At 71.1% G+C, this 23,414-nt stretch carries 25 protein-coding genes and 1 pseudogene; 10 read left to right on the top strand and 16 right to left on the bottom strand.

Annotated features, from left to right (window positions below):
- From purS to VGO20_RS14585, 3 genes are all read right to left on the bottom strand, one after another.
- A partial coding sequence (purS, locus tag VGO20_RS14595; protein WP_327503096.1) for a phosphoribosylformylglycinamidine synthase subunit PurS occupies nucleotides 1-151 on the bottom strand: 151 nt, incomplete at its 3' end.
- An 8-nt stretch (nucleotides 152-159) separates the two neighbouring features.
- Nucleotides 160-924 carry a phosphoribosylaminoimidazolesuccinocarboxamide synthase gene (purC, locus tag VGO20_RS14590; protein ID WP_327503095.1) on the bottom strand — a complete coding sequence of 255 codons (765 nt, stop codon included), beginning with the start codon at nucleotides 922-924 and terminating at the stop codon, nucleotides 160-162.
- A gap of 119 nt (nucleotides 925-1,043) precedes the next feature.
- A complete protein-coding gene (locus tag VGO20_RS14585) occupies nucleotides 1,044-1,796 on the bottom strand; it encodes an NRDE family protein (RefSeq protein WP_327503094.1) in 753 nt (250 codons plus the stop codon).
- A gap of 103 nt (nucleotides 1,797-1,899) precedes the next feature.
- On the opposite strand from VGO20_RS14585, the gene VGO20_RS14580 reads away from it, so the two are divergent.
- Nucleotides 1,900-2,220, top strand: coding sequence for a DUF1476 domain-containing protein (locus VGO20_RS14580; protein ID WP_327503093.1), 321 nt, complete (start codon nucleotides 1,900-1,902; stop codon nucleotides 2,218-2,220).
- A 7-nt stretch (nucleotides 2,221-2,227) separates the two neighbouring features.
- Here the strand turns inward: VGO20_RS14580 and purB are convergent, their stop codons facing one another.
- Nucleotides 2,228-3,526, bottom strand: coding sequence for an adenylosuccinate lyase (purB, locus tag VGO20_RS14575; protein WP_327503092.1), 1,299 nt, complete (start codon nucleotides 3,524-3,526; stop codon nucleotides 2,228-2,230).
- A gap of 114 nt (nucleotides 3,527-3,640) precedes the next feature.
- On the opposite strand from purB, the gene VGO20_RS14570 reads away from it, so the two are divergent.
- Nucleotides 3,641-4,486, top strand: a complete 846-nt coding sequence (locus VGO20_RS14570; protein WP_327503091.1) for a pirin family protein — start codon at nucleotides 3,641-3,643, stop codon at nucleotides 4,484-4,486.
- Between the two features lie 31 nt (nucleotides 4,487-4,517).
- On the opposite strand, the gene VGO20_RS14565 is transcribed toward VGO20_RS14570, so the two are convergent.
- Both VGO20_RS14565 and VGO20_RS14560 read right to left on the bottom strand, forming a co-directional pair.
- A complete protein-coding gene (locus VGO20_RS14565; RefSeq protein ID WP_327503090.1) occupies nucleotides 4,518-5,483 on the bottom strand; it encodes a tyrosinase family protein in 966 nt (321 codons plus the stop codon).
- Nucleotides 5,455-5,823, bottom strand: a complete 369-nt coding sequence (locus VGO20_RS14560; RefSeq protein WP_327503089.1) for a hypothetical protein — start codon at nucleotides 5,821-5,823, stop codon at nucleotides 5,455-5,457. The genes VGO20_RS14565 and VGO20_RS14560 overlap by 29 nt, the downstream gene beginning before the upstream one ends.
- Before the next feature lie 148 nt (nucleotides 5,824-5,971).
- On the opposite strand from VGO20_RS14560, the gene VGO20_RS14555 reads away from it, so the two are divergent.
- Entirely contained in the window at nucleotides 5,972-6,163 is a 192-nt protein-coding gene (locus VGO20_RS14555) for a CsbD family protein (RefSeq protein ID WP_327503088.1), read from the top strand.
- A gap of 60 nt (nucleotides 6,164-6,223) precedes the next feature.
- On the opposite strand, the gene VGO20_RS14550 is transcribed toward VGO20_RS14555, so the two are convergent.
- Nucleotides 6,224-6,664, bottom strand: coding sequence for a nuclear transport factor 2 family protein (locus tag VGO20_RS14550; protein WP_327503087.1), 441 nt, complete (start codon nucleotides 6,662-6,664; stop codon nucleotides 6,224-6,226).
- 11 nt (nucleotides 6,665-6,675) lie between these two features.
- Complete coding sequence (locus VGO20_RS14545; RefSeq protein ID WP_327503086.1) at nucleotides 6,676-7,083, bottom strand: RidA family protein; 408 nt, start codon at nucleotides 7,081-7,083, stop codon at nucleotides 6,676-6,678.
- 100 nt (nucleotides 7,084-7,183) lie between these two features.
- On the opposite strand from VGO20_RS14545, the gene VGO20_RS14540 reads away from it, so the two are divergent.
- Nucleotides 7,184-8,122 carry a LysR family transcriptional regulator gene (locus VGO20_RS14540; RefSeq protein WP_327503085.1) on the top strand — a complete coding sequence of 313 codons (939 nt, stop codon included), beginning with the start codon at nucleotides 7,184-7,186 and terminating at the stop codon, nucleotides 8,120-8,122.
- A 14-nt stretch (nucleotides 8,123-8,136) separates the two neighbouring features.
- Here the strand turns inward: VGO20_RS14540 and VGO20_RS14535 are convergent, their stop codons facing one another.
- Complete coding sequence (locus VGO20_RS14535; protein ID WP_327503084.1) at nucleotides 8,137-8,496, bottom strand: VOC family protein; 360 nt, start codon at nucleotides 8,494-8,496, stop codon at nucleotides 8,137-8,139.
- Between the two features lie 151 nt (nucleotides 8,497-8,647).
- A complete protein-coding gene (gene radC / locus VGO20_RS14530) occupies nucleotides 8,648-9,349 on the bottom strand; it encodes a RadC family protein (protein WP_327503083.1) in 702 nt (233 codons plus the stop codon).
- 322 nt (nucleotides 9,350-9,671) lie between these two features.
- On the opposite strand from radC, the gene VGO20_RS14525 reads away from it, so the two are divergent.
- Together VGO20_RS14525 and VGO20_RS14520 are read left to right on the top strand one after the other, a co-directional pair.
- Nucleotides 9,672-11,141, top strand: a complete 1,470-nt coding sequence (locus VGO20_RS14525) for a pyridoxal phosphate-dependent decarboxylase family protein (RefSeq protein ID WP_327503082.1) — start codon at nucleotides 9,672-9,674, stop codon at nucleotides 11,139-11,141.
- Complete coding sequence (locus tag VGO20_RS14520; RefSeq protein WP_327503081.1) at nucleotides 11,138-12,361, top strand: MFS transporter; 1,224 nt, start codon at nucleotides 11,138-11,140, stop codon at nucleotides 12,359-12,361. The genes VGO20_RS14525 and VGO20_RS14520 overlap by 4 nt, the downstream gene beginning before the upstream one ends.
- A gap of 42 nt (nucleotides 12,362-12,403) precedes the next feature.
- Here the strand turns inward: VGO20_RS14520 and map are convergent, their stop codons facing one another.
- The 4 genes from map to VGO20_RS14500 form a co-directional block, all read right to left on the bottom strand.
- Nucleotides 12,404-13,231, bottom strand: coding sequence for a type I methionyl aminopeptidase (gene map / locus VGO20_RS14515; protein ID WP_327503080.1), 828 nt, complete (start codon nucleotides 13,229-13,231; stop codon nucleotides 12,404-12,406).
- Between the two features lie 13 nt (nucleotides 13,232-13,244).
- The gene (gene sfsA / locus VGO20_RS14510) at nucleotides 13,245-13,997 is read right to left on the bottom strand and encodes a DNA/RNA nuclease SfsA (protein WP_327503079.1); all 753 of its coding nucleotides are present in this window, start codon (nucleotides 13,995-13,997) and stop codon (nucleotides 13,245-13,247) included.
- Between the two features lie 97 nt (nucleotides 13,998-14,094).
- Complete coding sequence (locus VGO20_RS14505; protein ID WP_327503078.1) at nucleotides 14,095-15,513, bottom strand: homospermidine synthase; 1,419 nt, start codon at nucleotides 15,511-15,513, stop codon at nucleotides 14,095-14,097.
- A 90-nt stretch (nucleotides 15,514-15,603) separates the two neighbouring features.
- Nucleotides 15,604-16,845: a type III PLP-dependent enzyme domain-containing protein gene (locus VGO20_RS14500; protein ID WP_327503077.1), complete on the bottom strand. Its 1,242-nt coding sequence runs from the start codon at nucleotides 16,843-16,845 to the stop codon at nucleotides 15,604-15,606.
- Nucleotides 16,846-17,150: 305 nt separating this feature from the next.
- On the opposite strand from VGO20_RS14500, the gene VGO20_RS14495 reads away from it, so the two are divergent.
- The 3 genes from VGO20_RS14495 to VGO20_RS14485 all read left to right on the top strand — a co-directional run bounded on the left by VGO20_RS14495 (nucleotide 17,151) and on the right by VGO20_RS14485 (nucleotide 19,524).
- Nucleotides 17,151-17,330: a hypothetical protein gene (locus VGO20_RS14495; RefSeq protein WP_327503076.1), complete on the top strand. Its 180-nt coding sequence runs from the start codon at nucleotides 17,151-17,153 to the stop codon at nucleotides 17,328-17,330.
- Nucleotides 17,330-17,929 carry a HupE/UreJ family protein gene (locus tag VGO20_RS14490; RefSeq protein ID WP_327503075.1) on the top strand — a complete coding sequence of 200 codons (600 nt, stop codon included), beginning with the start codon at nucleotides 17,330-17,332 and terminating at the stop codon, nucleotides 17,927-17,929. Before VGO20_RS14495 ends, VGO20_RS14490 begins: the two co-directional genes overlap by 1 nt.
- Before the next feature lie 269 nt (nucleotides 17,930-18,198).
- Nucleotides 18,199-19,524: a pentapeptide repeat-containing protein gene (locus tag VGO20_RS14485; RefSeq protein WP_327503074.1), complete on the top strand. Its 1,326-nt coding sequence runs from the start codon at nucleotides 18,199-18,201 to the stop codon at nucleotides 19,522-19,524.
- A gap of 117 nt (nucleotides 19,525-19,641) precedes the next feature.
- Here the strand turns inward: VGO20_RS14485 and VGO20_RS14480 are convergent, their stop codons facing one another.
- Nucleotides 19,642-20,244, bottom strand: coding sequence for a TetR/AcrR family transcriptional regulator (locus VGO20_RS14480; RefSeq protein WP_327503073.1), 603 nt, complete (start codon nucleotides 20,242-20,244; stop codon nucleotides 19,642-19,644).
- A 79-nt stretch (nucleotides 20,245-20,323) separates the two neighbouring features.
- Entirely contained in the window at nucleotides 20,324-22,618 is a 2,295-nt protein-coding gene (locus tag VGO20_RS14475) for a putative bifunctional diguanylate cyclase/phosphodiesterase (RefSeq protein WP_327503072.1), read from the bottom strand.
- Nucleotides 22,619-22,800: 182 nt separating this feature from the next.
- On the opposite strand from VGO20_RS14475, the pseudogene VGO20_RS14470 reads away from it, so the two are divergent.
- Nucleotides 22,801-23,414, top strand: a pseudogene (locus VGO20_RS14470) (protein phosphatase CheZ); the annotation flags it as partial.

The raw sequence follows: 23,414 nt of genomic DNA, 5'->3' as shown, positions 1-23,414 counted from the left end.
GGTCGGTCTCGCTCAGCTCCAGCTCGATGTACTTGCCCTGGCGGACGTCGCCGACGCCGGGGAAGCCGAGGGCGTGGAGGGCGTGGCCGATCGCCTTGCCCTGGGGATCGAGCACGCCCTTCTTGAGGGTGACGTGAACCTTGGCCTTCATCGGACTCACTACTGCATCAGCTTCGGCGTGTTGAAGTCCCCCGTTCCGCCCTCCGGCAGGATGCCGAGGCGGCGGGCGACTTCCTGGTAGGCTTCCTCGACCTTGCCCAGGTCCTGGCGGAACCGGTCCTTGTCGAGCTTCTCGTTCGTCTTGACGTCCCATAGGCGGCAGTTGTCCGGGCTGATCTCGTCCGCCAGGACGATCCGCATCTCCTCGTTCTCCCACAGGCGGCCGAACTCGACCTTGAAGTCGACGAGGCGCAGGCCGATGCCGAGGAACAGTCCCGACAGGTAGTCGTTGACGCGCAGCGACAGCGCCATCATGTCGTCGATGTCCTGGGGGGCCGCCCAGCCGAAGGCGGTGATGTGCTCCTCCGAGACCATCGGGTCGCCGAGCTCGTCGGACTTGTAGTAGTACTCGACGATGGAGCGGGGCAGCAGCGTGCCCTCCGGGATGCCGAATCGCTTCGACAGCGAGCCGGCGGCGACGTTGCGGATGACCACCTCGATCGGGATGATCTCCACCTCGCGGATCAGCTGCTCGCGCATGTTCAGGCGGCGCACGAAATGCGTGGGGACCCCGATCTCTCCCAGCTTGATCATCAGGTATTCGGAGATCCGGTTGTTGAGGACCCCCTTTCCGGTGATCGTGCCTTTCTTCTGGTTGTTGAAGGCGGTCGCATCGTCCTTGAAATACTGGACGAGGGTGCCCGGCTCCGGACCTTCGAACAGGACCTTCGCCTTGCCCTCGTAGATCCGCCTGCGTCTTGTCATGGTGGTCTTCCGAAGTGGCAGGGACCGCGATTGTACGTGTCGATCCCGGTAATATTGCTGCTCATATAGCAAGCCGGAGCCCGCAGCACAATGCACCTTCGGGCCGCCGGCCCCCCGGCTCAGCCGAGACTGACGTCGGTCCAGGGCACGGTGCCGGGCGGCCCCGCGGCGAAGCGCCAGACCGGCGGCAGGTCGGGCCGGTCGATCGCCGGAAGCGCCACCAGCGCCGACGAGGTCGTGCCGAACCCGGTCGGCGTCGCGACGCACATGGCGTCGCGACGGTCGGCGCCGGGCTCGTGATCCCGGCTGGCGAGCAGCCGCTCCCACCCGGCCCAGTCGCCGGCCGCGGGGTCCGGCGCCGCGGCGGCGGCGAACAGCGGCCGGAAGCGGCGGATGCGCGCGCTGGAATGGTCGTTCGGGTCGGCGGCGGTCACCATGGACAGCCCCTCGGGGATCGGGCGCACGCGCATGATCCCGTCGCCTCGGCTGCTGGCGAAATAGGCGTCGCGGTTGTCGGCGACGACGAGGTTGAACGGGCGGTAGGCGTCGGGGTCGAGCCCGGTCAGCGCGTCGGCCGCCAGCAGCGCGTCCGGGTGGTCGAGCGCGTCCAGCACCAGCTCGCCCCGCGAGCGCTTGCCCTCGGCCGGGCCGAGCGTGCCTTCCCGGTTGAGGACGGCGGCGAGGACGCCGTGGTCATTGACGGCGAGCCAGCTCCCGCCGGCCAGGTCGTCGAAACCGCCGACGACCTCGGGCCGGTCCTCCCAGTGGCGGGCGGGCGGGCGCCAGGGCCGGCCGGCCATCTCGTCGCGGTTGGCGGCGACGAGGACGGGGTAGTCGGCCCCGGGGCGGCGGAGGATGACGAGGCTGCACATGTGCCGGCGGACCCCTCGATTCGCAAGCAGCAGGCCCGGTTTCGGCCCGCGCGGACGATTTCCGTTATATGATGGACGCATCGTTCGATGTGGAGGATGCGCCATGACGATCTTCGACGAACGCGAAATGGCTTTCGAGAACAAGTTCATCCACGACCAGGAGACCCTGTTCAAGGTCAGGGCGCGCCGGGCGCGGCTGCTCGGCGAGTGGGCCGCCGGGCAGCTCGGCCTGTCGGGGGACGACGCCGCGGCCTATTCCCGGCGCCTCGCCGACGAGGACTTCTCCGCCGAGCGCGTGACCGAGCTGATCGACGCGGTCGAGCGCGACTTCGCGGACGCGGACGTGGACGTCAGCAGGCACCGGATCGAGCGCGAGGCGGAGCGGCTGTTCCACGTCGCGCGCGACCAGGTCATGTCGCAGTAGCCGGCGCTCACCCCTCGCCGAACACCCGGCGGAACACCGTGTCGACGTGCTTGGTGTGGTAGGCGAGGTCGAACATCGCCGCGAGCCGGTCGGCGTCGATGTGGCGGGCGACCTCGGGATCGGCCTTCAGGTAGGAGAGCAGGGTGCCGCCCTCCTGCCAGACGCGCATCGCGTTGCGCTGGACGGCGGAATAGGCGTCCTCGCGGCTCATGCCCGCCTGGGTCAGGGCGAGCAGGACGCGCTGGCTGAAGACGAGGCCGCCCATGCCTTCCAGGTTCTCGCGCATGCGCTCGGGATAGACCACCAGCCGCTCGACCAGGCCGGTGAGCCGGGCCAGCGCGAAATCCAGCGCGATGGTCGCGTCGGGGGCGAGCACCCGCTCCACCGAGGAATGCGAGATGTCGCGCTCATGCCAGAGCGCCACGTTCTCCATCATCGGCGTGACCGCGGCGCGCACGACGCGCGCGAGGCCGGTCAGGTTCTCCGACAGCACGGGATTGCGCTTGTGCGGCATCGCCGAGGAGCCCTTCTGGCCGGGGGAGAAATACTCCTCCGCCTCGCGGACCTCGGTGCGCTGGAGGTGCCGGACCTCGACCGAGAGGTTCTCGATCGACGACGCGATGACGCCCAGCACCGCGAAATACATCGCGTGGCGGTCGCGCGGGATCACCTGGGTCGAGACCGGCTCGACCTCCAGGCCCATCTTCTCGGCGACGTGGCGTTCGACGTGCGGGTCGATGTTGGCGAAGGTGCCGACCGCGCCCGAGATCGCGCAGGTCGCGACCTCGCGCCGTGCCGCCTGCAGGCGCTGGCGCGCGCGCTCGAACGCCGCGTAGTGGCCGGCGAGCTTGAGGCCGAAGGTCGTCGGCTCGGCATGGATGCCGTGGCTGCGGCCGATCGTGACCGTGCCCTTGTGCTCGAAGGCGCGGCGCTTCAGGGCCGCGAGCAGGGCGTCCAGGTCGGCGAGCAGCAGGTCGGTGGCCTGGGCGAGCTGCACCGCCAGCGTCGTGTCCAGCACGTCCGACGAGGTCATGCCCTGGTGGACGAAGCGGGCCTCCGGCCCGACATGCTCGGCCAGGTTGGTCAGGAAGGCGATCACGTCGTGCTTGGTCTCGCGCTCGATCTCGTCGATGCGCGCGATCTCCCATTTGCCGCGCTTCCAGACCGCCTGGGCCGCCTCCCGCGGGATCACGCCCAGCTCGGCCTGCGCGTCGCAGGCATGGGCCTCGATCTCGAACCAGATCCGGAACTTGTTCTCGGGCTCCCAGATGCGGGACATCTCGGGGCGGCTGTAGCGCGGTATCATCTCGCAACGACCTCGGACAGGCGAATCGGCAGGGCGGGACCATAGCGGCGCCGGCCGTCACGCGCCATATCCAATCCGACGCATCGAACCGACGAGCAGGAGCACCGACCCGCCATGACCGCGAGGACCATCCGCAGGCGGCACCCCGCCTACCGAGACGACATCGCCGACCTGACGACGCGCCGCCCGCTGCCCGGTCCGGGGATCGACCAGATCGACCCGTTCCTGTTCTTGAACCATCACGGGCCGCAGACCTACCCGCCCGGCAACCGGGGCCTGCCGTTCGGGCCGCATCCCCATCGCGGCTTCGAGACCGTGACCTTCATCCTGGCGGGCGAGCTGGCCCACCGCGATTCCGGCGGCCACGAGAGCGTGATCGGGGCCGGCGGCGTGCAGTGGATGACGGCGGGCCGAGGCCTGGTCCATGCCGAGCTGTCGCCGGAGGAGTTCAAGAAGCGCGGCGGCCCGCTGGAGATCCTGCAGCTGTGGGTGAACCTGCCGGCGCGCCTGAAGATGACGGAGCCGCGCTATGTCGGCCTGCAGAAGGACCAGATCCCGTCGTTCGCGGCCGGCAACGGCGGTGTGACGGTCGCCGCGGTCTCCGGCACCTGGGACGGGCATTCCGGCCCGGTCGACACGCTGGCCGACGTGCAGATGGCGGTGCTGACCTTCGCGCCCGGGGGTGCGGTGCGCCTGCCGGTCGCACCCGGGCGCAACGTCTTCCTGTATCTCGTGCGCGGCGCGCTCGACGTCGCGGGCGAGCGGGTCGAGCAGCACCACCTCGTCGAGGTCGGCGACGCGGGGGACGAGGTGGCGCTGGAAGCGCCGGGCGAGGCCGTCGTGCTGTTCGGCCACGCGGCGCCGTTCGGCGAGCCGGTCGTCGCCCACGGGCCCTTCGTGATGAACACGCGCGAGGAGATCGCGCAGGCGATGGAGGACTACCGGGCCGGGCGGTTCTGAGCGGAACGGCGGCGCCGGCCCGTCCCGGCCGTCAGACGTCGACGCTCACGAAGTCCTCGATCGTGTCGTACTCGTAGACGTCGGAGACGTCGAGCATGGCTTCGATCGTCGGCGCGGCGCCGGGGTAGATCGAAATCAGCTCGTCGCCGAGGCGATGACCCTGGAGGTCGGGCGCCCCGTCCAGCCCGGGCAGGTAGCCCGCGCCGGGATGGCGCCGCTGCCAGGCGGCCCACATGCGGTCGACATTCGCGTGGTTCAGGAAGAAGACGGGGTCGTTCGGCGAGGTCGACGGGCCCATGTCGCCCCCGACCCAGACATGGACGCGGTTGTGCAGGCCCGGCGGTTCCGGCGTCCAGCCTTCGCAGACGTTGCGGAAGGTGTCGGCGGAAACCGTCTCCCAGTCCGCCTCGTCATATGTGCCGAGTTCGATCGCGGCCCTCGCCTGGGCCGTCGTCGGCAGGTCCGGCACGTCCCGGGCCAGCGATCGGCGAAGCGCAGCGTCGACGAGCCCGAGCCTGCCCGAAGGCGTGGGCAGCACGCGGACGCGCCAGCTCGCGGGATCGTCCTCGCGGTAGGCGAAGGGCCCCGTCTCGACCCGGTCGCCCTGCCCGGGATTGCCGCTGCCGCCCATGCAGTCGTCCGCCCAGACGCTGGCCCGGGCCTGCTGCCCGACCGGGAGGTCGCCATCCTGGTTCCAGGCCCAGTACGGCAACCCGAACGTCGCGTCGCCGAGGACCCGCTGGATCTGCTGCTCGAGCGCGATCAGCATCAGGCGGTGCCAGGGCAGGAAGACCGGCCCCCGATGGGCGGCATTGCGGTCGGTCTGGCCCGGCGGCGTGAACGTGTACATCGTGCGGTGATGCCAGATCACGAAGGCGTCGTAGACGCTGATGTTCTGTTCCGCCGAGACGATTTCCCGCTTCAGGCCGAGGACACCTTCGATGAAGCGGTCCCGTGCGCCCGGGTCCTCAACGATGTTCGTGCGTGTGACCGTCATGATCCGCCCCATGATCGCGTGAGGAGAATTCACCCGGAAAGAGGTCGACGATCGTCCTGATCAGGTCGATGGCCGATGCGAAGACGTAGTTCGGGAGGGCGTGCGAGTGCAGCTTGCCGTCGTTCGTGACGTGGACATGGGTGGTCAGCGGCTTGCCGTCGACCGTGATCTCATACGTCGTCTTGACGGCGATGCGGTGCCCTTTGTGCTCGGCTCGCCGAATGCTCTCCAGGGCGCCGGCGTGATGACCGGCGCCGTGGGGATCGTGTTCCAGAGCTTTCTGCGCGAATTCCCGGAAGGGCGTCGTGTCTGCGAATCGTGCGGCTTCATCGGCTTTCATGGCGGCAGCCTGCGCAAAGATTCAACCGTGCGATCAGAATATCACTTCGTAATGGTCCATCCCAGCCCGATCCTTCGCCGGGCGCCTGAAATGGTCCATCGCCGCGCCTGTTGATGGAAGAGCCATCGACAGCAAATGGAGGAAGGTCATGAACCGCGACGAACGCCAAGGACGCATGAAGGAGACGCAGGGCCATGTCGAGAAGGCCGCCGGCGAGGCGCTGGGCGACGACGAGCTCAAGCGCCAGGGACACTCCCACGAGGCCGAGGGCAAGGTCGACAAGGCCGCCGGCAAGGTCAAGCAGGGCATCGACAAGGCGAAGGACGCCTTCAAGAAATAGGTGAACCGGGCCCGTGGGGATCGGCGGCCGCCCGGGCCGCCGATCTCCCGCCCGCGGCGATCAGGTCGTCCGCTCCCAACGGCCGACGACGTCGTCCTCGCCGCCGAACGCGGCGAGCACGGCCAGCGGGTTCCAGTAGTCGCGGTAGAGCGCGATGCGGCCGTCCCGCAGCTCGATCACCGAGACGTAGCGCTGGTCGTAGGCGGCGCCCGTCCGGGTGTTGCGGCCCCTTGCCTCGAACTCGAGGACGACCGCGTCCCCGCCCTCGACCCAGTGGACGGCCGGCCGCGAGACCGCGTCGAGCGCAAAGTCGGTGAGGCTGGCGAGGTGCCGGTCGATCTCGGCGCGTCCGCGCGCGGCGCGCGCCATGCCGGGCGGGGCGAAGGGGAATTCGAACGCGGCGTCGGGGGCGAACATGTCGGAGAACGTCGCGGCGCCGGGCGCCAGCCGATCGCCCAGTACCGCGCGCAGCATCGCGGTGAAGGATGCGAAGCCGTCCATGTGCGGCTCCTTCACGCGAGTCGGGCGGGCTGCGGGATGCGGGCGATCACCTTGATCTCGAAGTCGAAGCCCGCGAGCCAGTTGACCCCTACGGCGGTCCAGTTCGGGTAGGGCGGGCCGCCGACCGCCTTCAGCCGGACGGCGGCGATCGTGTCGAACTGGGCGGCCGGATCGGTGTGGAACGTCGTCACGTCGACGATGTCGTCGAACGTGCAGCCGGCGGCCTTCAGCACGGCGGCGAGGTTGTCGAAGGCGAGCTGCACCTGCTTCTCGAAGTCCGGCTCGGGCGAGCCGTCCTCGCGGCTGCCGACCTGGCCCGAGACGAACAGGAGGTCGCCCGAGCGGACCGCCGCCGAATAGCGGTTGAGGTCGTAGAGCGCCTGCCGGCCGGCAGGGAAGACCGCTTCGGGTTTGCTCATGGTGGTTCTCCCGTCGGTGGTTCGCCTTGATCTGCGGGATTGATAATCGCAGGCGGCCGAGCCGATAATCCGGTTTCGAACCAAATCACCCGTGCACGGGATGCAGGAACGAAGCGGCGCCCATCTCGAACAGATCGAAGCCTTCGCCGCCGTGGCCGAGCGCGGCGGCATCGCCGCGGCGGCGCGCGCGCTCGGGCGGGACGCGTCGGTGATCTCGCGCCGCCTCGACGCGCTGGAGGCGCGGCTCGGCGTGCGGCTGCTCTCGCGCACGACCCGGCGCGTCGCCGTGACGGAGGTCGGGGCGGCGTATCTCCGGCGCGTCCAGGCGGTACTCTCCGAACTGTCCGCGGCCGACGTCGAGGCATCGGAGGGTGCCGCCATGCCGCGCGGCCTGCTGCGGCTGTCGCTGCCGGCGGCGTTCACGCAGCGCTGGATCGCCCCGTGGCTGCCGGAGTTCATCGATACCTACCCGGCGCTGCAGCTCGATCTCGTGCATGCCGACCGCTTCGTCGACCTCGTGGCGGAGGGCTTCGATGCGGCCGTGCGGATCGGCGAGCTTGCCGACAGCAGCCTCGTCGCCCGCCGCCTGGCGACCTTCGACACCGTGCTGTGCGCCTCGCCGGCATACCTCGCCGGCCGCGGCGTTCCGGCACGGCCGGAGGACCTCGGCCGGCATGCCTGCCTCCTTCTGCCCAAGGCGCGGTTCTGGCCGAACTGGAGGCTGCGGGCGGGCGACGAGCGCGTGACCCTGCGCGTCTCCGGCCCCATCACGTCCGACGAGGGCGAAGGGCTTCTCGCCGCATGCCTCGGCGGCGCGGGCATCCTGCCGGCGGCCGAATGGATGATCGGGAAGGAGCTTGCCGACGGCAGGCTGGTCCGCGTGCTCGCGCAATGGAGCTTCGACTACGAGGGAGCGATCCAGGTGGTGCTGCCCCCCGGCCGGCTGGTGCCGGCCAAGACGCGGGTGTTCGTCGACCGGCTCGCTCGGGAGTTCACGCCGACGGCGCCCTGGCTGCGGGCATCGGCCCCTTTTTCGTGATCAGGCGGGCATGCTCAGGCGGGCGCGTGGCTGACGAACTCGACGAGTCGCCCATCGGGGTCGCGGGCGTAGCCGGCGTAATAGTTCGGGTGGATATGCGGCGCGAGCGCGGGAGCGCGATCCCGGCGGCCGCCATGCCCGTCCGCCGCCGCGAAGGCGGCATCGACCGCCGGGCGGTCGACGGCGTTGAAGGCGAAGTGCACGTCGAGCGACGGATCGCCCTCGACGATCCAGAAATCGAGGCGGCCGTCGTGTCCGAACCCCTTTGCCGGGCCATCGACGACGAGGCCGTAGCCGACGGGTTCGAGCACCCGGCGGTAGAAGGCGACGCAGTCGCCCATGCGGCGTGTGCGGATCTCCAGATGATCGAGCATGGCATCCTCCTGCGGCAACGGCCGCGGACATCCGCGGCCGGGACGTGGTAGCCGAGGCTGCGGGCCAGTCGACCGCGAAGATGGGGCCGGCCGCGCCGGAAAGATGCAAATGCGCGTTCGCCGCCGTCCCGGCCGCGGCGCGGCCCGGCCGTCACAGCAGCCCTTCGGTCTTGAAGCTGAAGTGCCGGCCGCGCCCGATCACGACGTGGTCGTGGACGACGATGCCGACCGTGGCCGCGGCCGCCGCGACCTCGTGGGTCATGGTTATGTCCGCGCGGCTCGGCGCCGGGTCGCCGGAGGGATGGTTGTGGACCAGGATCACGGCGCTGGCGCCGAGTTCCAGGGCGCGCTTGACGACCTCGCGCGGATAGACCGGAGCGTGGTCCACGGTGCCGCGCTGCTGGACCTCGTCGGCGATCAGCCGGTTCTTGCGGTCGAGGAACAGCAGGCGGAACTGCTCCGTCGTCTCGTCGGCCATCGCGGCCCCGCAATAGTCGATCAGGCGCTGCCAGGTCGCGAGCACGGGGCGGTCCAGGAGCTGCTGGCGCGTCATGCGCAGGTTCACGGCGCCGATCGCGGAGACGGCGACGGCCGCCGCCTCGCTCAGCCCGGCCTCGACCAGCCGGGCGGGCGGCGCGTTCGCGACCTGCCAGAGCCCGCCGAAGATCCGCAGCAGGCTTTTGGCCAGGGGCTTCACGTCGCGGCGCGGCACGGCCGCGAACAGCACCAGCTCCAGCAGCTCGTAGTCCTGCAGTGCCGCGGCGCCGCCCGACAGATAGCGGGCGCGCAGCCGCCGGCGATGGCCGACATAGTGGGGGGCCGCTTCCGGCCCGTCGTTCACGTCACCCGTCACCGTCAGGCACCCGAAGAAGATTGCGATCGCATGCGCGACTATAGCCGTCCGGCCGCGCCCGGCAAGCTTTCGAGTCTTTGGACATGCACGAGCATGGCGTAATTGATGACGTCCGTATGTTTGGCAGGCCGGCGCCGTGATAAACCCGGCCGGCCCGGAAAAAGGACTTGTTGCGGGAATGCGGCCGTTTATCCTTTCCGCATCGCGGGTGAAGTCCGACGATGAACCGGGCGGTCCGCGCGGCGGCAGGTAATCGTTGGAGCGAATCTTCGCCCGAAGCATACCGAATGCCGTTCGTCGCACCCGGCCGGAGTTTCGAAGCATGTCGCCCGATGCGGGAGTGGAACGCCTCAGCGCGTCGAGGCCGCTTCGGGACGACGGGGCGGAGATGCGCCCGATCCTGGAGGAGGCGCTCGAAGCCGCCCTGCGGTTCCTGGCGGGGTCCGCAGAGGCGCCGGCCGTCGGGTTCGAACGGGAGCGGCCGGCCTGCGACGACGTCCTGCCGGAAACGGGGTCCGGCGCGATCCGGGCGCTCGACGCCTACCTGTCGCGCTACGGCGAGCATCATGGCCGCTCCACCGGCCCGCGCTATTTCGGCTTCGTCACCGGCGGCGTGACGCCGGCGGCGCTCGCCGCCGACTGGCTGGTCTCCACCTTCGACCAGAACGTCGCCACCGAGCGCCATTCCATCGCCGCGGCGGTCGAGAACCGGGCGCTGCAATGGATCGCGGACCTGCTGGGCCTGCCGGAGGGGCGGTTCCACGGCGTGTTCACGACCGGGGCGACGGCGGCCAACCTCGTCTGCCTCGCCTCGGCGCGCGAATGGTGCGGGGAGCGCCAGGGCCTGCACCACGCCCGGGACGGCTTCGCCGAGCCCGCCGCCGTGCGCGTCTTCGGCGCGGCGCCGCATTCCAGCATCCTGAAGGTGATGGGCATCCTGGGAATGGGGCAGGGCAGGGTCCAGCGCGTCGCGAGCCTTCCCGGACGCGAAGCCGTGGACGTCGCCGCTCTGGAGCGGGCGCTCGCAACCTGCGAGGCACCGGGACGGATCGTCGTCGCCAGCGCCGGAACCGTGGACACCGGCGACTTCGACGACCTCCGGGCGGTAGCGGACCTGTGCCGCACGCACGGCGCCTGGATGCATGTGGACGGCGCGTTCGGGGCGTTCGCGCGCTGCAGCCCGGCCTATGCGGATCTGGCGGCGGGCATTGAGGAGGCCGACAGCATCACGCTCGACGGGCACAAATGGCTCAACGTGCCCTATGACTGCGGCATCGCGCTGACCCGGCATCCGCTCCTGAACGAGCGCGCCTTCTCGGTGGAGGCACCCTACGTGCCGGCGGACGGGGTCATGCCCTCCTTCATGAACCGCGGGATCGAGCAGTCGCGCCGGTTCCGGGCGCTGCCGGTCTTTCTGACGCTGGCCGCGTACGGCAGGGCGGGGCACCGCGAGGTGGTCGAGCGCAACTGCGGCTTCGCGCGCGCGCTGTGCGACTGGATCGACGGGGGCGATCTGTTCGAGACGGTCGCCGAGACGCGCCTCAACGTCGTCGCGTTCAAAGGGCGCTGGCTGGCCGGCGCGGACGGCGGCGCGCTCGACCGCGCCTTCGTGCGCAAGCTCAACCAGTCCGGGCGGTGCTTCGTGACGCCGAGCACCTACAAGGGCGCGTTCGTGGTCCGGCTGGCCGTGGCCAACTGGCGGACGGGCGAGGACGATCTCGAGATCGTCAAGAACGCATTGATCGAGGCGCATACGGCCACCGCGCCGGCCATGAAGGAGGAACGGACGTGACAGTGGCGATCGGTCGGGATGGCGAGACGCCGCGCATCTCCAACGGTTTCTTTTCCCTGTTCTGCTTCGGCGGATACCTGCTTTCGGTCGCCTACGGCACGACCTTCCTGCTGGCGCTGCTCGTCGCCTCGCGCGGCGGGAACGAAAGCGACGCCGGCCTCATCATCTCGACCGCGATCGTCAGCACCATCGCCGCGGTCGTCCTGTCCGGCCATGCGAGCGACGCGATCGGCGCGCCGCGCGCGGTGGGCATTTCCGGCCTCGTCCTGGGGGCGAGCTGCCTCGGCTTCGCGGTCGTCCCCGGCGTCGGCGTGGGCATGCTGGCCTGCGGCTTCCTGCTGGGCTGCGGCTGGGGCGTCTTCTACACGCTCGGGCCCATCGTGGTCGCCGCGGTCATCGAGCCGGCGCGGCGCATCCGCTTCTTCGCGCTGCTGTCCGGCAGCATGATGAGCGGCATCGGCACGGGGCCGATCCTCGGCCGGCTGGTCAACTCCCTCGGCCTGCCGCTGGAGACGACCTATTGGGTCGCGGCCGCGACGAGCGTCGCCGGCGGCGCGATTTTCTTCTTCCTGCACGGGCCGATCCGGCGGATCGTGGCCGCCAACGGCGCGGTCGGCGTCAGCCGCCTGTCGGGGGCGAGCGTGCTGCGCGTGCTCAAGGCCAAGGCGATCTTCCCGATCATCATGGTCGGGCTCGGCGGCGCGATATTCGGCGGGCTTTCGAGCTTCCAGACCTCGTATGCCGGGGCGCGCGGGCTCGACTTCTCGATCTTCTTCGTCGGGTTCATGAGCGCGGCGATCGGCTGCCGCATGTTCCTGTCCGGGATCGTGACCCGGCAGAACCCCTATGTCTCGTCCGCGGTCCTCACCTCGCTGATCGTCGTCTCGATCGCGATGTTCGAGTTCGCGGTCACGGGCTGGAAGAGCTACCTGCTCGCCTCGGTGACGCTCGGCGTCGGCTACGGCCTGACCTACTCGGTCATCAACGGGCTCGCCGCCAACGAGGCGCCCCGGGGAGAGACGGCGCAGTCGCTGCTGCTGTTCAGCCTGTCCTATTTCATCGGCGTGTTCGGCTACCCGCTGATCGCGGGGAAGCTGATCGTGACCACGGGCATCTCCGCCCTGCTGACGGTCACGCTGGCGATCGCGGTCCTCAACGCGGCGATCGCGTTCGCGCGGCTCCTCGCCCGGGTGGGGACGGTCCGGACCCAGTCGACCTGAGGCTCGGCAAGCCCCGCGCCGCGACGGCGCGGGGCTTGCCGGTCAGTACGGCGGCCGGGTGTAGCCGGCCGGGGACAGGGTGAAGATCTCGCAGCCGTCCTTCGTCACGCCGATCGAGTGCTCGAACTGGGCCGACAGGCTCTTGTCCTTGGTGACCGCGGTCCAGCCGTCGGACAGGATCTTCACGTCGTAGCGGCCGGCGTTGATCATCGGCTCGATCGTGAAGAACATGCCTTCCTTCAGCTCGGGCCCGGTGCCGGGCGTGCCGAAATGGACGACCGAAGGCGCGTCGTGGAACACGCGCCCGAGCCCGTGGCCGCAGAAGTCGCGGACGATGCTGTAGCGGTGGCCTTCGGCGAAGCTCTGGATCGCGTGGCCGATGTCGCCGAGATGGGCGCCGGGCCTGACCACCGCGATGGCGCGCATCAGCGCCTCGTAGGTGACGTCGACGAGCTTGCGCGCCTTGACCGGCACGGCGTCGCCGGCGAGGTACATGCGCGAGGTGTCGCCGTACCAGCCGTCGAGGATCACGGTGATGTCGATGTTCAGGATGTCGCCGTCGCGCAGCCGCTTGTCCCCGGGGATGCCGTGGCACACGACGTGGTTGACCGAGATGCAGGTCGCCTTGGGGAAGCCGCGATAGCCCAGCGGCGCCGGCACCGCGCCGTGCTCGCGGATGAACGCCTCGCAGAGCTGGTCCAGCTCGCCCGTGGTCACGCCGGGGACGACGTGGGGGGTGATGAAGTCGAGCGTCTCGGCGGCGAGGCGCCCGGCGGCGCGCATGCCGGCGAAGTCCTCGGGCGCATGGATGCGGATCGTGTCGCTGCGGGGGCCGGGCTCGTTCTTCTGCACCGCTTCGGCTCTGGTCATTCTCGGTCCGTAATCAGGTGGCGGGCGTGGGCAGGTGCACGGGCAGGGGCCCCGACAGCTCGATGGCGGCCGGCGACACCGTGCACCGGTAGCATAACGTCTCGACCCCCGCCGCGGCTGCGCGCGCGAGGCCGGCGGCGTAGCCGGGATCGACGTCGTCCGCAATGCGGAAGTGGGTGCAGTCGTCGCGCTGGACAAGATACAGCATGACCGCCCTGCACCCGGCGGCGACCATGCGCGCCAGCTCCTCCAGGTGCTTGGCGCCGCGCGTCGTGACCGCGTCCGGGAACTCGGCCGCGAAGCCGTCGAACCTGTGCGGCCGGCGCAGGTGGACGTTCTTGATCTCGACGTAGGCGGGCGGGGCGGCGGGCGGGGCGCCGGGCGGGTCGCCGTCCGCCTCCAGCAGCAGGTCGATGCGCGAGTTGGCGCCGTAGCGCACCTCGCGCCGGACCCGGGCGTAGCCGGCGAGCTCCGGGATCAGGCCGGCGGCGACGGCATCCGCCGCGATCCGGTTGGGATGCCCGGTGTTGACGCCGACGACGGTGCCGTCCGCCTCGACCATCTCGAGCGTGTGGGCGAGCTTGCGCGAGGGGTTGTCCGAGCGCGACAGCCAGACGCGGCTGCCGGGCGCGTCCACGCCGGTCATGGCGCCGGAATTCGGGACATGCGCGGTCACGACCGTGCCGTCCGCGAGCGCGACGTCGGCGAGGAAGCGCTTGTAGCGCCGGACGAGAAGCCCCTCGACGAGGGGGGCCGGGAACTTCATCTCGAGACCTGCATCCCCGTCGTTGTACCCGGCCGGGGCACTGCACGGCAAGACTGTCTCCGGCCAGACCGTCTCCGGCTTTGCCCCTCCCGGCCCCTCACACGACCCTGAAGTTCCGGAACTGCCAGGGGTCGGCGGTGTCGACGTCCTCGGGGAACAGGGTCCCGCGGTTCCACAGCGGCGTCCAGTCGCTGTAGGCGCCGACGAGCTTGCCGAGATAGGGGGCGGCGATCTCCAGCACGCGGGCGTGGTCGATCTCGTCCGGCTCGACGATGCCGCGCGACGGGTTCTCGATCGCCCAGATCATGCCGGCGAGCACCGCGGCCGTGACCTGCAGGCTGGTCGCGTTGTTGTGCGGGGCGAGGCGGCGCGCCTCCTCGACCGAGAGCTGCGAGCCGTACCAGTAGGCGCCCTTGGCATGGCCCATCAGCAGCACGCCCAGCTCGTCGATGCCGGTCTCGATCTCCTCCATCATCAGCCGGGTCGAGGGCTGGAGGGTCCAGGCCTTGCCGGCCAGCTCGTGGAGCGAGAGGACGGCGTCGTCGCAGGGGTGGTAGGCGTAGTGGACGGTCGGCCGGTAGGCCACGGCGCCGCCCTCGCGGCGGGTCAGGTAGTCGGCGATCGAGATCGACTCGCCGTGCGTGATCAGGAAGCCGTGATAGGGCCCTTCGAGCGGCGTCCAGCTGCGCACGCGCGTCGAGGCGCCCGGCCGCATCAGGTAGATGGCGGCGTCGCCGCCGAACTCGTGGCGGCGGCCGTCGGCCGGCAGGGCCTTCTCGTGGGTGCCCCAGCCCAGCTCCGCAGGCTGCGAGCCCTCGCCGACGAAGCCGTCGATCGACCAGGTGTTGACGAACTCGCCCGGGCTCTTGGGATACGAGGCGCGCTGGGTGTCGCGCTCCGCGATGTGCACGGCCTTGACGCCGAGCTCCATCGCGAGCCTCGCCCAGCCCTCGCGGTCGCGCGGCACGTCGGTCGACAGCCCGGTGTCGCGCGCGACGTCGAGCAGCGCGCGCTTCACGAAATGCGACACGAGGCCGGGGTTGGCGCCGTGGGTCACGACGGCGGTGGGGCCGTCGGGGTGGCGGCGGCGCAGGGCCAGCGCCGCTTCGCGCAGCGCGTAGTTGGAGCGCTGCGAGGGGGTCAGCGACGTGTCGGTGTAGCCGCCGGCCCAGGGCTCGATGCAGGTGTCGAGATAGAGCGCGCCATGCGTCCAGGCGAGCTCGATCAGCGCGAGCGAGCTCACGTCCACCGACAGGTTCAGCAGGAAGTCCCCCCGGCCCAGCAGCGGCGCCAGCTCGGCCTCGAGGTTGTCGCGCGTGAGCGCCACCTGCCGGAACTCGACCCCGTAGGACGCCGCCTCCTCGTAGCCGCGGTCCTCCGCCGTCACCACCGTGACCCGGTCGGGCTTGATGCCGATGTGGCGCAGCAGCAGCGGCAGGACGCCCTGGCCGATGCTGCCGAAGCCGACGATCACCAGGCGGCCTGGAAAGTTCACGTGCTTGACGGTGTGGTTCATGGGTCCGGTCCCCGGTGTATCGGTGGCTGACTGGCGTCCTGGCGCCTGCGGGTTGGCGTGTCGTGGAGGTTTAGAACAGAGCGGACGGGTTCATGCAACCCGGCGTTCCTCGGCGTAGCCCGGAGTCTCCATCAGCGGGCGGTCCGTCACCTCGACCAGATGCACCTGGTCGAAGCCGTTGAACGCGGTCCGCAGGCAGCCGCCATAGGCGCCGAGCTGGCCGAGCTCGATCCAGTCGCCGGCCGCGACGTCGCCGGGCAGCGCGAAGGGGCCCGCCATCCGGTCGGCGCTGTCGCAGGTCGGGCCGTAGAAGCTGAACTGCTGCTCCGCCGGGCCGGCCAAGGTGGCGGCCGGGGCGTCGGGGCGGACGAGGCGGGCGGGAAAGCGGAAGCCCGGCACGCCGGCGTCCGAGAGGCTGCCGTAGACGCCGTCGTTGATGAACAGCTCGTCGCCGCGCCGCTTGATCACCTGCACGAGCACGGAGACGCCGGGTGCCACCAGCGCGCGGCCGGGCTCGCACCACAGGCGGACGCCGCCCAGGCCCGCCTCGGCCGCCGCGCGCGTCGCCGCGGCCAGGAAGTCGTCGAGCGGCGGCGGGGTCACGCCCGGATAGCTGACGGGGAAGCCGCCGCCGATGTCGAGCACGTCGAGTTCGACCCCGGCGTGGCGTGAGACCTCCGCCGCGAGCGCCACCGCGCGCGCATAGGCCTCGGGCTCCAGGCACTGGGAGCCGACGTGGAAGCAGATCCCGACGCGCCGGGCGACCGCGCGCGCGGCGCGCAGCAGCGCCGCCGCCTCGGCCGGCGCGGCGCCGAACTTGCCCGACAGGTCGTAGACCGCCGACCCCTTCGGCAGCGCCAGGCGGATGAACAGGCCGAGGTCGCGCGCCTGCCCGGTCTCGGCGACGATGCGGTCGATCTCCTCGGCGCTGTCGAGGGAGAAGTCCGTCACGCCGTGGGAGAAATACGCCTCCCGGATCGCGGCCGGCGCCTTGACCGGGTGCATGTAATGCACCTGCGCGTCGGGGAAGAGCTGGCGGACCAGGCGCACCTCGGCCGGCGACGCGCAGTCGAAGTGACGGACGCCGCCGGCATACAGCGCGCGCAGGACCGCCGGTTCGGGGTTGCACTTCACGGCGTAGAGCACGTCGCCCGGGAACGCGGCGACGAAGCGGCGGGCGGCGGCCGAGAGGACGGCCGGGCGGATGCAATGCACCGGCTCGGACGGGCGCAGCGCCGCCACGGTCTCGTCGACGGTGCGGCGGGGAGCCTGCGCAGGCCGCTGGTGGCGGCGGAGCGGGGAGACGGCGGAACGGAAACGGACGACGGCCATGACGCACCCCTCGGTCCCGGGCCGGACGGCCGGGGACGATTGGAAAAACCCGCAGCGGCCGGAAGGCCGCTCGCTCGACATCGGATCTGACGGGAAGAGGCGGACCTGCCGCCCTCACGCTATCGCGTCGTTGCCTCGTGGTTGGCAACCATACTTACCTCCCTCTCGGGACCGGTCCACGGCTGACCGGCTCTGCCAAAAAGGACGCGGTACGTCGTTGCATAACCACGAAGGGCCATAGGCACGTGCGGGTGCGTCTGGGCCGGTGAAATAGCCTTTTGACGCAGGAATGCAAGGAAAAAATCATGGCCGGCGGCATTCTCTCTTCGCGCCGGGCACGACGTTGCCGGCCGCGGTCGATTCAGATCGTCCCTTCGTGCGGTTTGACCTTGCCGGCGATCTCGACGAAACTCTCGCGCGAAACATCCGGCGACGGCACCAGCAGCCCCGTCCGCGACGGCGACGTGATCTCAGGAGACCATTGATGACGAGAAAGATTTCGATTGCCGCGCTGGCCGCGGCCGTGGCGGCGTCGCTGCCTTCCGCCGCCTGGGCCCATGCGGGGCACGAGCATGCGGCCGGCTTCGTGAGCGGGTTCGCCCATCCGTTCGGCGGCCTCGACCACCTGCTGGCGATGGTCCTGCTCGGGGTGTGGGCGGGCCAGGCCGGCGGGCGCGCGACCTGGGCGCTGCCGCTCGCCTTCGTGACGGCCATGGTCGGCGCCGGCATCCTGGGCATGGCCGGGACCGGGCTGCCCGCGGTCGAGCTCGGCATCGCCGGCTCGGTCGTGGCGCTGGGCGTGCTGCTCGCCCTGCAGGCGCGCCTGCCGCTGGCCGGCGCCGTCGCGGTCACGGCCGTCTTCGCCGCCTTCCACGGCCATGCGCACGGGATGGAGATGCCCGGAGCGGCGAACCCGCTCCTTTACGGCGCCGGCTTCGCCATCGCGACCGCGCTGCTGCACGGCGCCGGGATCGCGATCGCGCAGGGGCTGCGGGTCGCATCGGTCCCCGCTGGCCGGATCGCGGCGCGCGGGCTGGGCGTGCTCGGCGCGGCCTGCGGCGTCGCCATCGCGGCGATCGGCTGACATACCCGCGAACACGGGTCCCGCGAACACGGGCGGCGGCCTCGCCGCCGCCCGATCCTTACAAATGCGATCCATACGCGGGCGCTGATCCGGCTGCGAAAATCGGGAGGGGTACCACTTTTCGCTGGCGCTCGGGCGGCCCCTTTCCGACAATGGGGCGACACGGGAACGCCCGGGATGCAGCCGACCTTCGCCGACCCCGAGCCACGGGACATCTCCGAGCCCGGACTTCCAGGCGCGAAGGCTGCCGCCCTTTCGGAGGACTGCGCATGACGGTCGTCACACCTTCGACCTGGGTGCGCATCGACCAGGCCGAACTGACGGCCGTCGCCGCGCGCCATGCCCTGTACCGGGCCGGCCAGAAGGGCGGGGAGCGGGCGATGCTCGCGTTCCACGACCTTTCGGGGCTGACGCTCGCAGGCATGGACCTCTCGGGCGCCGAGCTCACGGGGGCGCTGCTGCGCAGCGTCGACGCGCGCGGCGCCGACCTTTCCGACGCGCGACTCGCCTCGGCCGACCTGCGCATGGCCCAGCTGCAGAGCGCCGATCTCAGCCGCGCCGACCTGCGGGGCTGCTGCCTGCGCGGCGCGGACCTCAGCGAGGCGCTGCTGCTGGCGGCGAATATCCGCGAGGGCACGCTCGCGAGGGCGATCGGCAGCCACATCGCCCTGGAGAACACCCCGGCGGAACTGGTGGGCGCGAGCCTGAAGGGCGCCAACCTGACGCGCGCGCGGATCATCGGGACGCTGGCGATGCAGGTCGACCTCACGGACGCCGTGCTGGGCGGCGCGAAGCTCCAGCGCGTCGACCTGCGCAACGCCAACCTCACCGGCACCGTCCTCGAAGGGGCGGACCTGGCGGAGGTGGATTTCTCGGGCGCGGTGATGCACGGGGCGGTGCTGACCGGGATCTCCTGGCGGTCCGCGGTCCTTTCGGGGGCCGACCTGCTCGGCGCGGTGCTGGACGAGGCCGCGGCCAGCGCCGCCACCGCGGGCGGCGCCGCGCGCAACCTGCCGCAGCCGGTGCCGGCGGAGGGCTTCGACCTGCCCGAGCTGATAGAGGCGCACCGGGCCTGGCTCGCGACGCGCGGCATGGAAGGCCGGCGCCTGGAGCTGAAGGGGACGGACCTGTCGGGCATCGACTTCGCCGGCCTGGACCTGAGCGGCGCCATCTTCCTGAACTGCGTGATGACGGGGGCGAAGATGGCCCGGGCGACGCTGACGCTGGCGGATTTCACCCTGGCCGACCTGAGCGACGCCGACCTGTCGGAGTGCGACCTGCGCGCGGCCATCTTCCGGCGCAGCTTCATGAGGCGGACGAGCCTGGAGGGCGCCGTCCTCGACGCGGTCCGGTTCAGCGAGGGCGAGGCCAGCCACGTGCTGTCGGCCAACCTGGAGCGTGCCCGACTGTGGCAGGCCAACCTGGCCGGCGCGTCGCTGCGCCGCGCCCGGATGGTCGGGACCGAGCTGCGCGGCGCCGACCTGACGGGTGCCGACCTGACGGGCGCCGACCTGCGCGAGGCGGACCTGCGCGAGGCGATCCTCGAAGGGACGCGGCTCGACGATTCGCAGGTCGTCGGCGCGCGGGAGCGCTGAGGGACGAGGGGCGGCTAGATCGGATCGCGGGCGGGCGTGAACGCCCGTCCGCGTGAATCCGATCTATAATCAACAGATTAGGAGCGGATCGAGGTTCAGGATGAACCTCGATCCGCTCTAAGCGGCCCCGCGCCGCTCCGGCGCCACGCCGGAGAGCAGGAGCCGCGCCGCCTCGGCGGCCGCGCGGGCGGGATCGGCGGTGCGCGCGAGGGTCGCCTGCGCGATCGCGCCGCGGACCAGGAGCACGAGCATCGACGCGAGGCCGTCTCGATCCGCCGCCTCGGCGTCCAGCCCGGCGACGAGGTCGCGGATCGTGGAGCGCAGCGCCTCCTCGTGGGCTTCGGCGAGGCGGCGCAGGCGGACGTCGTCCTTGTCGCTCTCGGCGATGGCGTTCATGACCGGGCAGCCGAAGAAGTCGTCCCGGGCGAACCAGCCGCCCAGCACACCGAACATGCCGAGGACGCGTTCCTCCGGGCCGCCGGGAAGGGCGTCCAGGGCCGCGGCGAACCAGTTCCGCCAAGCCGCCGCCGTGCGCTCCAGGACGGCCAGGACGAAGCCTTCCTTCGAACCGAAGTTGTTGTAGAGCGTCATCTTGGCCACGCCGGCCTCGACGAGGATGCGGTCGATCCCGGTCGCGTTGATGCCGTGGCGGGCGAACAGGCGCGCCGCGGTAGCGAGCAGGCGCTCGACGGGACGCTGGGTCTGGATCGGTGACGGCATCGGTCGGGACTCCCTCCGCCTGGGGCTGCCAGGCAAAGCCGGTCTTACCGCCGGCTAGGGAGCGTGTCCTTGACCCATCTCAATCCGCGGCACCCCGATCCATTCCGGTGAGGCCCATCCCGGTGAGGCCCATCCCGGTGAGGTCCTTCCCGGCGCCGAGCAGGGTGTCGGCCTCCGCCTCGGGGAGGGGCGGGGCGAAGTGGTATCCCTGGGCATGGTCGCATCCCAGCCGCGCGAGCTCGCGGGCCGACGCCTCGTCCTCCACGCCCTCGCCGACCACGGACAGGCCGAGCGCCTTGCCGAGCGCCACGATGCTGCGGACGATGGTGGCGCTGTCCCGGTCCATCAGCAGGGGCTTGACGAAGCTCTGGTCGATCTTGAGCCCGTCGATCGGGAACCGGTGCAGCCGGCCCAGCGACGAGTAGCCGGTGCCGAAGTCGTCGATCATGATCATCAGGCCGCGCTCGCGCAGGCCCTTCAGGCGCAGGATCGCGCTCTCGGCGTCCCCGGCGAGCGAGGTTTCCGTCACCTCGATCTTGATGCGGGCCGGGTCCGCGCCCGTCTCGGCGAGCAGGCGGTCGATGGTCGCGAACAGGTCGGGGTCGGCGAGCTGCGACGGCGCCATGTTGATGCTGAGGCTCAGCGGGTGCCCGGGAGCGAGGCGGCGCTGCCAGGCCGCCAGCCGCGCGAAGGCGTCCCGCATGACCCGGGCGCCGAGCAGCGGCATCAGGCCCGCGTCCTCGGCGACGGGAATGAAGACCGACGGCGGGATCGGTCCGTGCTGGGGGTGGTTCCAGCGGGCGAGCGCCTCGAACCCGACCAGGTGGCGGTGCTGCAGGTCGACGACGGGCTGGTAGTCGAGATGGAGGCCGCCGTTCTCCAGGGTCCGCCGGAGGTCGCTCTGGAGCCAGAGGACGCGGCGCGGCTCCGTCCCCATCCGCGGGGTGAACAGCGCGCACCGGCCACGGCCCTGCGCCTTGGCATGGTGCAGCGCGATGCCGGCGTCGCGCAGCAGGTCCTCGGGAGCGGCGACGGCGGCCTCGTCGAAGGCGACGCCGAGGCAGGCGGAGGTGTGGACGTCCTGGCCTTCCAGCCCGACCGGCACGCACAGCGCGGCCCTGAGCGCGTCCGCCAGCTCCAGCGCCGCGGACGGGCTCCCGATGCCCTCGACCAGCATCGCGAACTCGTCGCCGCCGAGCCGCGCCAGCGTGTCGCCGGGCCGCAGGCGTTCCAGCAGGCGGTGCGACTGCTCGACCACCATCGCGTCGCCGATCGCGTGGCCGAGGCTGTCGTTGATCAGTTTCAGGTTGTCGAAGTCGGCGAGGATCACCGCCACGCCCGCTGGCCCGGCGGCGCCGTCGCGGCCCAGCGCGCGTCCGAGCCGCTCCATGAACAGGTGCCGGTTGGGCAGGCCGGTCAGCGCGTCGTGCATCGTCGCATGGGCGAGGCGGCTGCGGTAGCTCGCCTCGGTCCTGTGCGCGGACGCCGCGGTCCGGATGCGCTCCGTGACGTCCGACTTGACGCCGGTCCACCGGGTCGGGCGTCCCGCCGCGTCCCGGACCAGGTAGCCGGCATCCTCGACCCAGACGACGCCGCCGTCGGCGCGCAGCATCCGGTAGGTCTGCCTCAGGAACGTGCCGTCGCCCGAACGGTGCGCCTTCGCCTGCCCGATCACCTGCGCCCGGTCGCCGGGATGGATCAACGAGGCCCAGGTGCCGTCGTCGGGGCGGACCGCGCAGGCATCGAGCCCGAGCATGGCGAAATACTCCGCCGACCACCAGACGTCGCCGGTCACGAGGTCGAGGTCCCAGATCGCCGAACGCGTGACGTCCATGGCGACCTGCAGGCGGCGCTCGATCAGCGAGCGGCCGGCCTCGGCCGTCCGGCGCGCGTCCTCGGCCAGCGCCAGGGCGACGAGGTCGGCCAGCGAGGCGGCCAAGGTTCCCTCGTCCTCGCGCCAGTCGCGGCTCCGGCCGCGGTCGGTGCAGTGGAGCACCCCGGCGATGCGCCCCGCGTGGAACACCGGCATCGCGATGACCGACCCGGCCACGCCGGCGCGGCCGGCGGCGGGCCGTTCCGTGCGCAGCGCGTCGAGGCAGGCGGCGTGGCGGGCGGCGTCCATGGCGGCGCCGGTCCCGTGGCGGCCGGTCCGGGCGTCGTAGAGGTCGGCGCAGTCGAGGTCGACGCAGTCGAGGTCGGCGGCGCCGTCCCTCAGCAGCCAGATGCCGGCCTCGTCCAGAGCGAGCACCTCGGCCGCCGCCTCGGTGATCCGGTGCAGGCAGTCGGCCAGCGTCCCCTGCGCGAAGCAGTCGTGCCGCGCGAGGGCACCGACAGCCGCATTGCGCCACCGTATGGGCCGTGTCTCGTCAGCCACCGCGTTTCCCTGCGTCCTGCGTCCGCTAATTCTTTGCCGTATTTTTATTAAGCCATGATGAAATATGCGCTAAATATCGCTCCGGTCACGAATTTGACACCAACTTCCCGTTTGCGGCATGACATGGCATTCGATGCGTGCGGCGCCACGATGCGGCGCCGGCCATATTCCAGGGAGTGGGAATGACCGACGCCGTTCACTTGGCCGCCGTCCACTTGGCCGAGGCCGACTTTCTTCAGATCGAGGAATTCATCTCCCGCACGCCGCGGGGCAGGGCGTTCCTGCGCGAGCATCTGCGCCGGGCGCAGGGCGGGCTGGCCCTGGAGGTCCGGAGCCTGCTGGGGGAACTGCGCGAGCAGTGGCGCCAGCAGAACGAGGCCACCAACCTCGCCCAGCGAATCGCGGTGCTGCGGCACGAACTCCAGGACATGAGCGCGTCGATCTCGCATGCGCGGCGGGAGATCGCGGCGATCAAACCGGCCGGCGCCGGCAAGGACCGGATCGTGTCCGCGACCAACGAGCTCGACGCGATCATCCTGTCGACCGAGCATGCCTCGACGGAGATCCTGTCCTCGGCCGAGCGCATCCTCGACCTGGCGGGGCGGCTGCGCGCCGGACCGGCGGACTCGGCGGCGGACGCGGTGGCGGTCGCGGCCGGCATCGAGGCCGAGGTGATGAACGTCTTCACCGCATGCTCCTTCCAGGACCTGACCGGGCAGCGCACGACCAAGGTCATCAACGCGCTCCGCTACATCGAGCAGCGCGTCGCCGCCCTGATCGCGCTGTGGGGGCTGTC

This window comes from Arenibaculum sp. (assembly GCF_035998295.1).
In the GTDB taxonomy this organism is placed as follows: domain Bacteria; phylum Pseudomonadota; class Alphaproteobacteria; order Azospirillales; family Azospirillaceae; genus DASYHS01.
This window is presented reverse-complemented; position numbering and strand designations above follow the sequence as displayed.

Bases quoted from the DNA above. Each gene is read 5' to 3' on its own strand.
- VGO20_RS14555 (WP_327503088.1), top strand. From the start codon at position 5,972: ATGAACCGCGACGAACGCCAAGGACGCATGAAGGAGACGCAGGGCCAT.
- VGO20_RS14485 (WP_327503074.1), top strand. From the start codon at position 18,199: ATGACGGTCGTCACACCTTCGACCTGGGTGCGCATCGACCAGGCCGAA.
- purC (WP_327503095.1), bottom strand. From the start codon at position 924: ATGACAAGACGCAGGCGGATCTACGAGGGCAAGGCGAAGGTCCTGTTC.
- VGO20_RS14490 (WP_327503075.1), top strand. From the start codon at position 17,330: ATGACGAGAAAGATTTCGATTGCCGCGCTGGCCGCGGCCGTGGCGGCG.
- VGO20_RS14505 (WP_327503078.1), bottom strand. From the start codon at position 15,513: ATGAACCACACCGTCAAGCACGTGAACTTTCCAGGCCGCCTGGTGATC.
- VGO20_RS14550 (WP_327503087.1), bottom strand. From the start codon at position 6,664: ATGGACGGCTTCGCATCCTTCACCGCGATGCTGCGCGCGGTACTGGGC.
- map (WP_327503080.1), bottom strand. From the start codon at position 13,231: ATGACCAGAGCCGAAGCGGTGCAGAAGAACGAGCCCGGCCCCCGCAGC.
- VGO20_RS14540 (WP_327503085.1), top strand. From the start codon at position 7,184: ATGCAGGAACGAAGCGGCGCCCATCTCGAACAGATCGAAGCCTTCGCC.
- VGO20_RS14525 (WP_327503082.1), top strand. From the start codon at position 9,672: ATGTCGCCCGATGCGGGAGTGGAACGCCTCAGCGCGTCGAGGCCGCTT.
- VGO20_RS14560 (WP_327503089.1), bottom strand. From the start codon at position 5,823: ATGAAAGCCGATGAAGCCGCACGATTCGCAGACACGACGCCCTTCCGG.
- VGO20_RS14585 (WP_327503094.1), bottom strand. From the start codon at position 1,796: ATGTGCAGCCTCGTCATCCTCCGCCGCCCCGGGGCCGACTACCCCGTC.
- VGO20_RS14545 (WP_327503086.1), bottom strand. From the start codon at position 7,083: ATGAGCAAACCCGAAGCGGTCTTCCCTGCCGGCCGGCAGGCGCTCTAC.
- VGO20_RS14565 (WP_327503090.1), bottom strand. From the start codon at position 5,483: ATGACGGTCACACGCACGAACATCGTTGAGGACCCGGGCGCACGGGAC.
- VGO20_RS14480 (WP_327503073.1), bottom strand. From the start codon at position 20,244: ATGCCGTCACCGATCCAGACCCAGCGTCCCGTCGAGCGCCTGCTCGCT.
- VGO20_RS14495 (WP_327503076.1), top strand. From the start codon at position 17,151: ATGGCCGGCGGCATTCTCTCTTCGCGCCGGGCACGACGTTGCCGGCCG.
- sfsA (WP_327503079.1), bottom strand. From the start codon at position 13,997: ATGAAGTTCCCGGCCCCCCTCGTCGAGGGGCTTCTCGTCCGGCGCTAC.
- VGO20_RS14535 (WP_327503084.1), bottom strand. From the start codon at position 8,496: ATGCTCGATCATCTGGAGATCCGCACACGCCGCATGGGCGACTGCGTC.
- VGO20_RS14500 (WP_327503077.1), bottom strand. From the start codon at position 16,845: ATGGCCGTCGTCCGTTTCCGTTCCGCCGTCTCCCCGCTCCGCCGCCAC.
- VGO20_RS14580 (WP_327503093.1), top strand. From the start codon at position 1,900: ATGACGATCTTCGACGAACGCGAAATGGCTTTCGAGAACAAGTTCATC.
- purB (WP_327503092.1), bottom strand. From the start codon at position 3,526: ATGATACCGCGCTACAGCCGCCCCGAGATGTCCCGCATCTGGGAGCCC.
- VGO20_RS14570 (WP_327503091.1), top strand. From the start codon at position 3,641: ATGACCGCGAGGACCATCCGCAGGCGGCACCCCGCCTACCGAGACGAC.